The sequence below is a fragment of the Gelidibacter maritimus genome (assembly GCF_014062315.1).
GTDB lineage: Bacteria > Bacteroidota > Bacteroidia > Flavobacteriales > Flavobacteriaceae > Gelidibacter > Gelidibacter maritimus.
In genome coordinates, this window is the sequence record NZ_JACGLT010000001.1 from 77,942 (window position 1) to 92,040 (window position 14,099).

At 36.4% G+C, this 14,099-nt stretch carries 13 protein-coding genes and 1 other RNA gene; 4 read left to right on the forward strand and 10 right to left on the reverse strand.

What is annotated here, in order from left to right:
- Window position 1 precedes the first annotated feature (1 nt).
- From H3Z82_RS00360 to H3Z82_RS00375, 4 genes are all read right to left on the reverse strand, one after another.
- Window positions 2-1,564 (reverse strand): right-handed parallel beta-helix repeat-containing protein, encoded by a 1,563-nt coding sequence (locus H3Z82_RS00360; protein ID WP_182201891.1) that lies wholly within the window; start codon window positions 1,562-1,564, stop codon window positions 2-4.
- Window positions 1,565-1,734: 170 nt separating this feature from the next.
- Entirely contained in the window at window positions 1,735-2,487 is a 753-nt protein-coding gene (locus H3Z82_RS00365; RefSeq protein WP_182201892.1) for a carboxypeptidase-like regulatory domain-containing protein, read from the reverse strand.
- A 92-nt stretch (window positions 2,488-2,579) separates the two neighbouring features.
- Complete coding sequence (locus H3Z82_RS00370) at window positions 2,580-2,969, reverse strand: acyl-CoA thioesterase (protein WP_182201893.1); 390 nt, start codon at window positions 2,967-2,969, stop codon at window positions 2,580-2,582.
- 58 nt (window positions 2,970-3,027) lie between these two features.
- The gene (locus H3Z82_RS00375; RefSeq protein ID WP_182201894.1) at window positions 3,028-4,062 is read right to left on the reverse strand and encodes a glutaminyl-peptide cyclotransferase; all 1,035 of its coding nucleotides are present in this window, start codon (window positions 4,060-4,062) and stop codon (window positions 3,028-3,030) included.
- An 88-nt stretch (window positions 4,063-4,150) separates the two neighbouring features.
- Between H3Z82_RS00375 and ffs the strand changes: the two genes are divergently transcribed.
- From ffs to fsa, 3 genes are all read left to right on the forward strand, one after another.
- An RNA gene (ffs, locus tag H3Z82_RS00380) (signal recognition particle sRNA small type) lies at window positions 4,151-4,249 on the forward strand.
- A 141-nt stretch (window positions 4,250-4,390) separates the two neighbouring features.
- Window positions 4,391-5,194: an SDR family oxidoreductase gene (locus H3Z82_RS00385; protein WP_182201895.1), complete on the forward strand. Its 804-nt coding sequence runs from the start codon at window positions 4,391-4,393 to the stop codon at window positions 5,192-5,194.
- A 115-nt stretch (window positions 5,195-5,309) separates the two neighbouring features.
- Entirely contained in the window at window positions 5,310-5,963 is a 654-nt protein-coding gene (gene fsa / locus H3Z82_RS00390) for a fructose-6-phosphate aldolase (protein ID WP_182201896.1), read from the forward strand.
- Between the two features lie 188 nt (window positions 5,964-6,151).
- Here the strand turns inward: fsa and H3Z82_RS00395 are convergent, their stop codons facing one another.
- The gene (locus tag H3Z82_RS00395) at window positions 6,152-7,582 is read right to left on the reverse strand and encodes a redoxin domain-containing protein (protein ID WP_182201897.1); all 1,431 of its coding nucleotides are present in this window, start codon (window positions 7,580-7,582) and stop codon (window positions 6,152-6,154) included.
- A 241-nt stretch (window positions 7,583-7,823) separates the two neighbouring features.
- Between H3Z82_RS00395 and H3Z82_RS00400 the strand changes: the two genes are divergently transcribed.
- A complete protein-coding gene (locus H3Z82_RS00400; RefSeq protein ID WP_182201898.1) occupies window positions 7,824-9,449 on the forward strand; it encodes an ABC-F family ATP-binding cassette domain-containing protein in 1,626 nt (541 codons plus the stop codon).
- Window positions 9,450-9,495: 46 nt separating this feature from the next.
- Here H3Z82_RS00400 and H3Z82_RS00405 read toward each other — a convergent pair whose 3' ends face one another.
- The 5 genes from H3Z82_RS00405 to nhaC all read right to left on the reverse strand — a co-directional run bounded on the left by H3Z82_RS00405 (window position 9,496) and on the right by nhaC (window position 13,637).
- Entirely contained in the window at window positions 9,496-9,732 is a 237-nt protein-coding gene (locus tag H3Z82_RS00405) for a putative signal transducing protein (protein WP_235982194.1), read from the reverse strand.
- 883 nt (window positions 9,733-10,615) lie between these two features.
- Entirely contained in the window at window positions 10,616-10,873 is a 258-nt protein-coding gene (locus H3Z82_RS00410) for a DUF6952 family protein (protein WP_182201899.1), read from the reverse strand.
- Window positions 10,854-11,168: a thioredoxin family protein gene (locus H3Z82_RS00415; RefSeq protein WP_182201900.1), complete on the reverse strand. Its 315-nt coding sequence runs from the start codon at window positions 11,166-11,168 to the stop codon at window positions 10,854-10,856. The genes H3Z82_RS00410 and H3Z82_RS00415 overlap by 20 nt, the downstream gene beginning before the upstream one ends.
- 124 nt (window positions 11,169-11,292) lie before the next feature.
- Entirely contained in the window at window positions 11,293-11,937 is a 645-nt protein-coding gene (locus H3Z82_RS00420; RefSeq protein ID WP_182201901.1) for a peroxiredoxin, read from the reverse strand.
- Between the two features lie 212 nt (window positions 11,938-12,149).
- The gene (nhaC, locus tag H3Z82_RS00425) at window positions 12,150-13,637 is read right to left on the reverse strand and encodes a Na+/H+ antiporter NhaC (protein ID WP_182201902.1); all 1,488 of its coding nucleotides are present in this window, start codon (window positions 13,635-13,637) and stop codon (window positions 12,150-12,152) included.
- Window positions 13,638-14,099: the final 462 nt, after the last annotated feature.

Consider the following 14,099-nt stretch of genomic DNA (forward strand, 5'->3'; position numbering starts at 1 on the left):
TTTATTCTTCAAAAACCACATGTTGGTAAGCACCCAAATCAGGAGCAGCAGTGCGTGACACATTTAATATATCAAAAGGCACCGCATTTGAAAACGGATTGTTCCCAATCACATTAATTGCAGCGGATTCTTGTCCGATATTCAACTTATTTTTGGCCGTATCCATAAAGTCTGGATCTTGATTGAATACGACATTTCCATATAAAGCCACATTATCAAAACCATAGTTTGGATCTGAAGCAAACTTGTTATTCGGGTCATTAAACTTGATCAGGTTATTGGTAAATTTAAAGTTAAAACCAGAACCTTCTTCTTCCTCTACTAGAAACTCCGGATTATCATTACCATAAATAATACAATTGTTGAAATTGGCAGCAGACAAAGCATTGGTAACAATTGTATCGTCTTCCAAAATCAAATAATTGTTTAGGTATAACGCAGGAAACTGTCTAAAACTATTTGTCCAGTAATTGGCTATGGTGCAATGGCTAAAGTTGTACGTTCCGCCATAAGTCCCTGCAAAGGCAGATTGGCCCGCATTGTTCAGCACTACGTTTTCGGCGGTAATGGAAGTAGCACGTCCTAAAATTCCGAAGTTACTGGAATTGTAAATTTTTGAATTCTTGATTGTTAACTTCGGAATGGCAGTGGTAGGATTGTTTTCTGATAATATACCAATAGTAGCATTTTTTATCGTTGCAAAATTGATGTTATTTTCCTTACTGCCTTGAAATAACCAAATAGTGCCCCATTGTCCTGGAATATTATCAAAGAAAGGTTCCAATCTGTCGCTTTCAAAAACGACTTCGTTTGCCATTGTGGATTGGTCAGGACTATATTGGCCGTTCACTTTTAACGAGGCATTATTGGTGATCAATAAACCCGAATTTGCATGAAAATGTACGCGCGCACCGGCATCAATAGTTAGGGTTTTATTTTCGCCAACAGCGGCATAACCATATATAACGTAAGGTTTTTCTTTGGTAAAGGTCAATTCTGCATCGGTTAAAAATCGACCTTGAACGTTGGTTTCATCATCAATGCCATCGCCATCTACATCAAAGGTTAAAGTTTCCACAACGCCTTGGGCATCCCGATTTGGGTAAATAAAAACGGCATCCTTAACTAAGGTTACCAAGTCCACCTTTTGATAATTTGATCCGCTGTCAAATTCGATGATATCGGTATATAGAAACTGGTTATTGGCAGTTACAACACTTTGAATATCAAAAGTGGTCTCAATAAAAATATACATGCTGTCTTTTGCCAAAAGTTCTACATCTTGAAACTCCTTGCCTGACATGCCATCTACGTTGAGTCGGTAATGAGATGCTTGGCCTTGACTCAGACGTAGGGTAGGAATCAAAATGTCTTTATTGCTGCGGTTATAGACTTTCAGATTGTAGGTGCTTGATCCAATATTGGTGAAAACCGTATCTAAATAAACAGTGTCTTTGGAAAAGGTTAAGGCACCCTGACTCGGTTCAAAATCGAAATCTTTCCGACAGGAACTCCATAAGATCAACGTTGATATAGTAAGAATAAAATAAAAGCTTCTTTTCATTATGGTGGTTAATTCAAATTGAAATTCAAAAATATGACTTTTGGAATTATGAATTCATAAGAACCACTTATTTAATTCCCCGATACTTGCCACGGACACAAAGATACTTTCCTATAAAAACGTTATAATATAACTGTTCGTGCTCATCGGTCGGTCTCGATGTTCTTGACTCATTGTCTTTGACTTTCCTTTAAAATCGTTCGAAACGCTTCACTATACTCTAAAAACTTGTCAACAAGATAGATTCTATTTTCTGGTTGCAACAGAGAAGGTGACATGATCTTTGATTCGCAGTAGGCAAAGAAGAGGTGTTTATAGTCCTTAGTGATGTTCAAGTTCAATACTAAAAATTTATCGTTAAAAAATTTGTCTGTTTTGAAAAGCGCATCAAGATCTTCTGCTTCGATGGGAGTTGCTACTATTATTTGTTCTTTGGTGGTTTTTCTTTTGAAAAGTTTTGTAATACGTCTGCCAATTTCCAGAATATCAATCCCGCCACTATTTCTATTTGGCCTTCTGTACAAGTGTGGATTTTTTTCTACATCTGTTTTAAATTGTTTGTTTTGCCTATTGGTTTCCTCATCCTCAGTCATTTGTTTTGGTGTGATTGCGCCTTGGACTTCCACTTCATTAAGTTCATTCACTATTTTTCTTAGTTCAAAAACTTGGATGTTCTTAAGGTGCGATTCACTTACCACCAATTGCTTGGTATGATGAAATAATGAACTAAAAATTAGCGTATCATTAAGTTTTGCGAAAATGTCAAAGTTGCCACGACTATCGGTTGAAGTGATGCTTTTTGAAGTGATGTTCATGATTTTAGCTCCAGAGATGGCGGCCTCCGCATCGTAAAGTGTTCCTGAGATGTTCTGTGACAACATCAAAGTGGAGCAAAGACATAAAAGAATGGTAATTTTGGTCACTAGGCAAAGAGATTGATTACCATCAAATTAAACCATTATAGTTTTTTAAAAGGGATCTATTAAGAGACTTTAACAATCCATTTAATCAAGGTTTAACTAAACAGGGTCCTGATTTCTTCGGTAATCCTTGCCGGTTTCATGTTCTCTTGAGATACCAGACACCATTTTGTTTCGGAAGAGGCAAGCAATTTGTCAGTGTTCTTATTATAGATTTCAACCACCCGAATGCAGGTGACGCCGCCTGACTCTTTAATGTAGGTCTTGAGTTTGAGCACATCGCCTAAAATGGCCGGGTTTTTATACTCAATGGTGTGTTTGAGAAGAATCCAAAAATAATCTGAAAGTATTTTGTCCGTTGCTTTTTCATGCCAATGTTTTTCCGCTACATCTTGTACCCACTGTACGTAACGCACATTATTGACATGGTTGAGGTTGTCTAAATCGTCTTGGGTTACAATAATGTGAATTTCAAAGGTTTGCATAAATATTATCTTAGATTGTTCTGTAACGGTCTCTTTAAGTGTTTGTGAATCTTAATCATTATTTCACGAAAACTTCCACTTCAAATAGTTTGTCCCATTCTTTTCCTGTTACAAAAATGGTCTTAGTTGTCGGGTTATAGGCAATGCCGTTTAAAACATCTAAAGATGGATGTTGTTTAACTAATTTTTGTAGGGGTGAAAAGTCAATCACTCCTTCAACCGCGCCATTTTCCGGGTTGATGATCAAAACCCCATTGCGTTGGTATATGTTAGCGTAGATTTTTCCTTCAATATATTCCAATTCATTCAATTTATCAATTTTACCGGTATTGGTATATATTTGGATATAATCCTCCTCAGCCAGCGTTTCTGTATTGAGTTTCCATATTTTGTTGGTGCCATCGGTTTTGTAAATCACCTCTCCATCATTGCACAATCCCCAACCTTCTTTACTTTTCCCATAATTAAAGCTACCCGTTTTCTCAAACGTATCAAGGTTATAAATGAATCCGATATTCTCTTTCCACGTGAGCTGGTAAATGTTATTATTCATTATTGTAAGACCTTCTCCAAAATATTGATTGGTTAAATTGATGTTTTTAAGAACCTTTCCCGTTTTATAATCCACTTTTCTAAGCTTGGACTTTCCGTATTGCCCAGTGCTTTCGTATAAAACATCATCATGAAACTCTAAGCCTTGAGTATAGGAGGTAATATCATGCGGATATTCATTTAAAATTTTATAGCTGTAAATTTTCGGGGCAACATCATTTAAAACAGTCAAGTTTGTAGATGTCTCTTCTGTAGTTTCACCATAAGTAACAGTGGCTGTGATCTTATGCACCCCAAGGGCTAAATTTGTAACCTTGAAGTTTTCCTCAATCGGGGTTTCATCAAGTTTATAGCTTATATTGGAAATTGATTTGTTTTTCGGATTTTCTACTGACAGTTTAACTGTTTCGCCAAGGGTCGTGGTATTGTTTTTGGCATCTGTAGAAATTGAAAAATTACTTTTTTTACCATTTGGGTTATCACCACAAGTCAAGAAAAAAAGACTTAAAACAGTGATTATAAAAAGTTTAGTTGAAGACATGCTGATGTTTGTTTTTTGAGCAAGGTATTTAAATAAATTCAGTTTTGAAAATCATTGCAAAAGTAGTAAAAGTTTGTATCTTTGCACCTGGCAAGTCCTACACAACCAGCTCCTGCTGAATCCTCCAGGGCGGGAACGCAGCAAAGGTAAGCGGTCGTAGCGGTGTGATGTAGGTAGCTTGCCTTTTTTTGTTCCTATAAGTTAAGGAATTCTGCAGTATAGACGCTTAAATTACATCATCCACTTCCTTTTCAATTCCATCATAAGCTTAAATTTTATCGTATTTTTGAAAAATTAAGTATGCTTAATGTTTAACTCATACCCGAATATGTCAAAAGTTGTTTTAATTACCGGAGGTTCATCTGGAATTGGCAAATCCATTGGAGAATTCTTGACCGAAAAAGGATTCATAGTTTATGGTACCAGCAGAAATCCCGAAGGATACTTAAGCAGTAAATTTAATTTGGTCAAATTGGATGTTTCTGATGTTGATTCCATAGAGTCTGCTATTCAAAAGGTCATTGCCGAACAAGGTCATATCGACGTATTGATCAATAATGCTGGTGCTGGAATAACTGGCCCTATTGAGGAAATTCCGGATGCTGAAATCCAACGTAATTTTGAAACCAATTTTTTTGGTCCCATCCGCGTCATAAAAGCAGTGCTGCCACAAATGAGAACCCAAAGATCAGGTCTGATTATCAATATCACCTCCATTGCGGGTTATATGGGTTTGCCATATAGAGGTGTTTATAGTGCAAGTAAAGGCGCTTTGGAATTGCTGACGGAAGCTTTCAGAATGGAAATTAAAGACTTCAACATTCAAATGACCAATGTTGCTCCTGGTGACTTTGCAACAAATATTGCCGCAGGACGTTATCATGCGCCGGTTTTGGAAAATTCGCCCTATAAAAAAACTTATGGAGAAACTTTAGATCTTATGAATGCACATGTAAGCGAAGGTAAGGACCCTAAAATAATGGCGACAGCGATTTATAAAATAATCAACACCCAAAATCCAAAAATTCATTATAAGGTTGGAGAATTCATGCAGAAGTTTTCTATTGTTTTGAAACGAATTTTGCCAGATAAAGTCTATGAGAACATGTTGATGAAACATTACAAACTATAAAACCACTTTGACAATTAAGGTGTTGATATGTTTTAATTAAAAATTCAATGACATCTTTGTTATTAATCGTAACTTCGCAACACTTTAAAACACAACCTTTATACGACTATTATTTATGAAATTTTTTATTGATACTGCTAATTTAGAGCAAATTAAGGAAGCCCAAGACATGGGGATTTTAGATGGTGTCACTACCAATCCGTCGTTGATGGCCAAGGAGGGCATTACAGGAACCGACAATATCATGAAACATTATGTAAACATTTGCAATTTGGTAGATGGCGATGTGAGTGCGGAAGTCATTGCAACAGATTACGATGGCATGGTAAGAGAAGGAGAGGCTTTGGCTGATCTTCACGATCAGATTGTGGTTAAATTACCAATGATTAAAGACGGTGTGAAAGCTTGTAAGTATTTTAGTGATAAAGGCATTAAGACCAATATGACTTTAGTGTTTTCTGCAGGCCAGGCATTATTGGCTGCAAAAGCTGGGGCAACTTATGTGTCTCCATTTATTGGCCGCTTGGATGATATTTCAACTGATGGATTAAATCTTATTGCCGAAATCAGAATGATTTATGACAACTACGGATTTGAAACTGAGATTTTGGCAGCTTCGGTACGTCATACCATGCACGTTATTGATTGTGCCAAATTAGGTGCTGATGTCATGACTGGACCTTTAAGTTCAATTACTGGATTGTTAAACCATCCATTAACCAATATTGGCTTAGAGAAATTCTTGGCAGATTACAAAAAGGGAAATTAATTTTTCTATATATTAAGTAAAAGGAGGCTTCAGAGATGAAGCCTTTTTTTTATAAACGCCATCATAATACCCAAATGCTAATGCCCAGTGCACTATTTCTAAATTTTTGAGCTAAGCTGTTAGGGGATCAATTCTGTTTTAGCAGAATTTTAGGGGAAATGTGTTATAAATCTAATTGCGGATAAAAGCTAATTATTAAGTTCCTGCAGTTTGTCTTCAAATTTACTGTGGAACATGTTGTAGTAAGTGTCCACAATGCGCATTTCCTTATCTACTACAATAATTTTATAAACGGTATTGAGCACCAAGGTTTGTTTGGCGTTAAATGGATCCTTGAACTGGTATTCGCTGTCAATTGGAAACTTGAATTCATCCAAGGTTCTTTTCCAATATTTTTTATCGCTATCATTAATATTTATCGCTATAAAATTGATATTGGGATATTTCTTCTTTAAATCCCTGATTTTATAATGGCTGTTCTTATAATGGATTTTTAAGTTTGACGACCAAAAATAAATTACGGTAGGCTGTGTGATCAAATCACTAAATTTATAGTCTTCATTATTATAACTGACCAATTCTACATCAGGAATAATCTTACCAGGTTTTAATTTATTAATGGCTTTTGATAGTCTTTCAATATATACTCTATCGTCCGCATTTGTTGTTTTTTGTAGATATGAAGCTAAAACCTGTTTTACGGCCGCCGTATCTTCGCACATGGAAATAAAATCGCGCGCTGTATTTTTTAATAATTTGTTTTTTATGGTATCATTTGTAATGCGCTCGTTCATCAACCTCAATTTCTCTAAATTATAAACTACTGAGTTTCTATTGAAAACAGCATCTTTAGGAGCATTAGCATAAAATTTCTCCAACGCCATGTTATTGAAATGAGCATAAAGAAAACGGTTGTAAATAAAGAAATCTCCTAAGGAGCTAATATTGTAATCGATATCTTTTCTGTAATCATAAAAACTTGATGGCAAATCCTTATAGTTTTTTAAGTTTTTGTAACCATAATAGGCAAAAGGATACATTTCTTTAGCGCTGAAATAACCATAATTGACACTGGTTTCGGCAACTTTATCAAAAAGTGGGGATAGGTTTCTTTGATTGGAAAACTCAGAAAGACCATTTAAGCGTTCAGTTCGTGAAGAGTCAATATAACTTTCAAATTTTTCAGGCTCCATTTGGGAGAAGTTGATGAAATTTGCCCGGTCAGCTTCATTTTCAAGAAAAATATTAATCAGAAAATTATTCTTTCTTGCCCCATCACCAGTAAAAACCAAGGATTCATCAAAGTCAATGGTATTTAATCGTAACATAACACTATCTCTTGGTTCTAAAAGGACCATTTGGTATTGACCACCATGAATAAACGTGTACAAACCTGATTTTAATGGAGATAGTTTGGTGAAAAAGCGATTTTTATTGTTTAGAAAAAGCGTATCTGATTTATTATTTACTTGAGAATTCGGAGAAAATAGCAGGACGTAATCGTTGGTTGGATTAATAATCTCCCCTCCAAAGTAGGCAGATGTATCAGCCTCATTAGCTTCTTTTTTACAACTAAAAAGCGTTGTCAAAAGCATAAATGATATTATGTGAATTCTCATAAACTTAAGGGATTTCTGGAGCTAGTTGGAATATGAACAAAAATAAAACTTGTTTGTGCATCAAGCTGTTAAGGCGCTGTTAAATGTTTGGGCATTTAGAGGTGATATGATCCCAAAACTACTATAAACACTGATATTATCAAAGAATGCCATGCACTGAGGGACCGTTTAAATATAAGTACTTAAGTTTCTTAAAATGGTTGGTTTTTTCTACTTTTGCAGCAAATTTAAAATACGTAAAATGTTATCAGTTTCTAATCTTTCGGTTCAGTTTGGCAAACGTATCCTATTTGATGAGGTGAATACCAGCTTCAATCAAGGTAATTGCTACGGTATAATTGGTGCCAATGGTTCAGGAAAGTCGACTTTTTTGAAAATTTTGGCGGGAAAAATGGAGCCTACTTCTGGTCATGTCCACCTGGAGCCTGGAAAACGTATGTCTGTTTTAGAACAGAATCATAATCTATATGATGAGCATACGGTATTGGAAACCATTATTATGGGGAATAAGCCACTCTATGATCTGAAATCACAAATTGACGCACTATATGCCGATTACACTGATGAAAACGCTGATAAAATTGGAGAGCTTCAGGTTCAATTTGAAGAAATGAACGGTTGGAATGCGGATAGTGATGCCGCAGCAATGCTATCCAATTTGGGGATTAAAGAAGAGTATCATTACACGTTAATGAAAGATCTGGACGGGAAACAAAAAGTTCGAGTCTTGTTAGCTCAAGCTTTATTTGGAAATCCTGATGTGTTGATTATGGATGAGCCTACCAACGACTTGGATTATGAAACTATTACTTGGTTGGAGAATTTTTTAGCAAATTACGATAATTGTGTGATTGTGGTTTCTCACGATAGACACTTTTTAGATTCGGTATGTACCCATATTTCTGATATCGATTTTGGTAAGATTACCCATTATTCAGGTAACTACACGTTTTGGTATGAATCTTCTCAATTGGCCGCCAGACAACGTTCGCAACAAAACAAAAAGGCTGAGGATAAAAAGAAAGAACTCGAAGAGTTTATACGTCGTTTTTCGGCCAACGTTGCAAAGTCCAAGCAAGCGACGAGTAGAAAAAAGATGATTGAGAAATTAAACATTTCAGACATCAAACCTTCAAGCCGACGTTATCCGGCTATTATTTTTGAACGGGATAGAGAGGCAGGAGACCAAATTTTGAACATCAGCGGACTTGAGGCGTCTATAGAAGGTGAAGTGTTATTCAAGAATGTAGATATTAATTTGGCCAAAGGCGACAAGGTAGTTGTTTATTCAAAAGACTCTCGGGCTACAACTGCGTTTTATCAAATTATCAATGGCAAGGAAAAAGCTGATAAAGGCACCTATAATTGGGGGATAACAACAACACAATCTTATTTGCCATTGGATAATAGTGAATTTTTTGAGAATAAATTGACGCTTGTAGACTGGTTACGCCAATGGGCAACGACAGAAGAAGAGCGTGAAGAAGTCCATATTAGAGGGTTCTTGGGCAAAATGATTTTCAGTGGTGAAGAGGCCTTAAAAACTGCCGACGTTCTTTCTGGAGGCGAAAAAGTACGTTGTATGCTTAGTAGAATGATGATGATGAGAGCGAATGTTTTGATGCTGGACGAGCCTACCAACCATTTAGATCTCGAAAGTATTACTGCTTTTAACAATTCGCTGTCAAACTTTAAAGGCACGATTTTGTTTACCACGCATGATCATGAGTTTGCGCAAACGGTTGGTAATCGAATCATTGAACTTACACCAAATGGGGTCATTGACCGTTATATGACGTTTGATGAGTATATGGACGATAAGAAAATTAAAGAACAGAGAGATAAAATGTATGCGGTTAACGCTTAATTGAATTTCAAAAATTTAGAAAACCCTGAATCGCTTCAGGGTTTTTTTATGCTTCCAATTCTCCTTTTACGGCTTCTACAATTGGAACTGCATGCTCTAATTCTTCCTTAGATACATATAGTTCTTGAAACCCTTGAAAGGAAGAGCCAAATCCTGCCATTCTTGCGGATTCGGATTCGTCCTTCACAATAGCAGTAATGCCAACACTATCTAAACGGTCCACAACCAGTTGTACGATAATGAAGGTTCCTGAAAAAATCTTCACGTAATCATTGTTCATCATAGTTTCAACTATTAGCATTTAAGATACGAAAAATAAACTCATAAAACTATCTGTTTTATTTTTATCAATGTGATTTTAAACAGTGAGACATTTGGGGGCCAAAAAGATCATTTTAGATGTATATCTCATAGACTTGTAAACTTATTTCGTGCGAAAGAAATTTATGTGCATGATTTGGTTATTTGGATTGGACATCTTCTAATATCAAAAATAATGACATCCAATATATGGAAAATTGTGCATTATGGTGAATGAAGAATATTTAGAATTGACGTTACTTTAAGCATTCATATTTGCAGATGCTAATGCCCTAATGCCGCTGTTTTAAACATATACCATAAGTACATATAAAAACTTAGGCATGTTATCATAAATTTGACTTTTCTATTGACTGGGTTTCACAATATGGCCTGCGGATATTAGAGTCAGCAATAAAGGATTTGATAGCACACGATATAAAAAATCGAAGTGATTGGAAAGTGTCTGATGTTTAGGTGTTAGCCGTTTAAGAAAATCAAATTGAATTGTGGCTCTAGTCGTGCTAAACATTTTTATCTCAAAATTGTTAGTGTTTAATAGGCAAGGTTGAAATGAAAACTGTTCAAGAGTTAACCTAAATTGGAAACGTAAACCTATTAGTTCAAGCCAAGCCACCGTATTGGGCATGAAATCCTATTATTAACAACCTTAAGCTTATGAGAAATTGATTAAGAATTAGGTAAAATATCAAGTAAAAGAAGAGCTGCGAAGGAATGTCGGATAATTTTTAAAATTGCCGATGCCGCCCCTGGTGGGACCAACTAAAGCCATCTTCCTATCACTCATAAAAAAAGAGCGCTGTTTCGGCACTCTTTAATTATTTTCTAATTGTTATTCTACTGGTCTATTTATCTATCGATCCCATAACGCGAGACATGAAAGTATTGAGAGCCTCTTTGTTTGGAGTGCCCTCTTTAATCATTGCATGTACTTCCAACGCGCCATACATATTGGAGAGAAGTTCTCCAATTACATCGAGTTCCTCATCTTTTAACGAAGGTACCTCCGTAAGGTTTTCTAATGTTTCAATGGTCTCTATGACAAAATCTTCGTCGTTGTCCTCAATAAATTGAGTGAGTTGTCTAATTACTGGTAACTTCATTGATTAAATCTTTTAAAACATCAAATTTATTGGTCTGTACCTGATTGACGAAAGTTCCATTTTTAAAAACAGCAAAAGTAGGCAAGTTGTCTACATTGGCTAATTTTCTTGACTCAGGAAATTTTTCTGCATCCGCCATTATAAAGGTCATGTTTTCGTTTTCCGTTGCCAGTTTTTTAAATCTCGGCTTCATGATTCTGCAATTACCACACCAACTCGCCGAATATTGAACAACTACAGTATCGTTGTCTGATACCAGCTGCTCTAAATTATCTTTATCTAGTTCCTTTACCATAATTTTAAATTTTATAATTAATGAGACTTCCTGTCGGTTGACAGGAAGTCAATTTCCAATTCAATGCCGAGGGATGATACCAAGGGATTGAATTCTTATACACTTTTTCAATGCCTTTAAAGGCTTAGTTTGAAAGTGTTTTCAAATACTCAGCAGTAGCTTTTGAAGTCGCTTGCATTGCATCTTTACCTTCTTCCCAGTTAGCTGGACAAACTTCACCTTTTTCTTGTACGTGCGTATAGGCATCAATTAAACGAAGGTATTCCTTAACGTTTCTTCCTAATGGCATGTGATTGACACTTTCATGAACAACAGTTCCTTCTTCATCAATAATATAAGTTGCTCTGTAAGTAACGTTATCACCTTCAACAGTTACAACACCCGTATCCTCGTTGTAAGTTTCATTGGTTATATCCAAGATACCTAAGGTGGATGCTAAATTTCTGTTAGAGTCAGCCAAGATTGGATATGTGACACCCTCAATACCACCGTCGTCTTTTGAAGTATTTAACCATGCAAAGTGAACTTCAGCAGTATCACAAGATGCACCAATAACAATCGTATTGCGTTTTTCAAATTCAGCTAAATCAGCTTGGAAAGCGTGTAATTCAGTTGGACATACAAAAGTGAAATCTTTTGGGTACCAAAATAAAAGGACTTTTTTATTATTTTTTGTTGCTTCTTCAAGAACGTTAAGGCCGAAAGTTTCGCCCATTTCATTCATTGCGTTTACAGTTAAGTTTGGGAATTTTTTTCCTACAATTGACATAGTTTATAATTTTAATGATTCATATTTAACACCAACAAAAATAGCCATATCATAAGAGTTTAGCTATAGAAATTGATTATATAAAATTATATTGTCATAAGTTTTATCAATGAGCAGTGTATTGATCATTGAACCCCAATAAAGAGATAGTTGGAAACGGAGCGTTATTATCTGGGCTATACCTCCTTATATGAAATAAAACGGTGCCGCACTTAAGCGTTACTTGTAGTTAGCTCTCTAATTTTTATTCGGAACGCAGCAAACAATAAGGTCATAAATGGACTCAGCCAGTTAAAAATGGCATAGCCTGCATAGTGTAAGGTGTCAACACCCAAAACGCCACTGTGGTAAGCTCCACAAGTATTCCAAGGCACTAAAACCGAAGTGACCGTCCCACTGTCTTCAAGCGTTCGGGATAAATTTTCAGGAGCCAATCCTTTATCTTCATAGGCCTTTGCGTACATTTTTCCGGAGACCACAATGGCTAAATATTGATCACTCGCAGTCACGTTTAATGCTAAACAACTGGCTACCGTACTGGCAAAAAGACCAAAAGTGGTATGGAATAATTTTAATAGACTTTTACTAATTGCAGATAACGCACCAATGGCATCCATAATGCCACCGTAGACCATGGCACATAAGATCAACCAGACAGTACCTAACATACTCGCCATGCCACCAGAGGCAAAAAGTCCTTTTAGAGCTTCATTTTCTGTAGGAATTGCCGTGTCAACTGTAATGGCATCCATAATTCCTCTATATCCCGTCGCGAAATTTAGGGAATTTCCGCCGCCAATGGCTGCAACAATATTTGGTTGAAAGATGAGCGCTGCAAGACCACCTAAAAGCGTGCCGCCCAAGAGAGCAACAAGGGGAGGGGCTTTTTTGACGATTAAGATGATGACGATAACAGGAACTAGAAACAACCAGGGACTTACATTAATTGACGAATCGAGTGCGGTTAGGATGCGTTCGGTGTTTGCGGATCCCGTGGTGTCAATATTTAAACCGATAACCACAAAAACTATTAAGGTGATAATTAATGTGGGTACAGTGGTATAGAGCATATATCTGATATGGGTAAACAAGTCTGTTCCAGCCATGGCCGGAGCGAGATTGGTTGTATCGCTCATTGGTGAAATTTTATCTCCAAAATAGGCTCCAGAAAGGATGGCACCAGCAGTCATACCCAATGAAACATCCAAGGCTTGTGCTATTCCAATAAGGGCTATTCCCACCGTTGCCGATGTGGTCCAACTGCTTCCGGTAGCTACCGAGATGATGGCGCAAATGATCACGCAAGCTGCTAAAAATATGGTCGGATTTAAAACCTGTAAACCATAATAAATCATAGTGGGAATAATACCACTAATCAACCAAGTACCGGCAAGTGCCCCCACCATAAGGAGAATGATAATGGCGCTGGCCGTAGATTTAATGTTTTCAGAAACCTCCTCCAGCATTTGTCCAAACGATACTTTATTAAAAACACCTACAACCGCCGCTACGGCGCCCCCCATAAGTAAAATGAATTGATTAGACCCACTTAAAGCATCACCGCCATACACATACACGTTATAAGCTAACATTATCACCAAGGCTATTACCGGAATCAAGGCCTCCCAAATGTTTAATTCTTTGTTTTCAACGATGTGTTCATCTTGAGGCTCTCTTGGATTAATGTTTTGGCTCTGCATATGTCATAAGTCGGTTAGAGATTATAGTACGTAATGTTACGATTTTCGACAAACCTATGCAAATCAATTTAAAATGCTGCTTTTAGGAAATTCAGTTAAGGTTATGAATCGAAATCCTCGTTAGCCTTTTAGTGCTCAGCAATAAACGAGTCGAGCAGAGAAGAATATAAGGTGTAGAGATTGAAAGTACTGCACCTCAGAGCTACTTAGTGTGGCATTAACATATTTCTCTACTTGGGTTATTGAAAATCATAACATTATTTTAAAAAGTTTTAATTACAAATGCCGCTATGATAGAGCGGCGGCAAGAAATATAAAAAATAAAGATGACGCATTTGTCGCAGCAAACGAATCGTTTATATGCAATATTTGAAGGTATAAAATAAAAAAACGAAGTGGGCATTTAAGGTCCCACTTCGTTATAGTTAACTTTCTAAGTATTTATTTGGTATCGGTCACCAG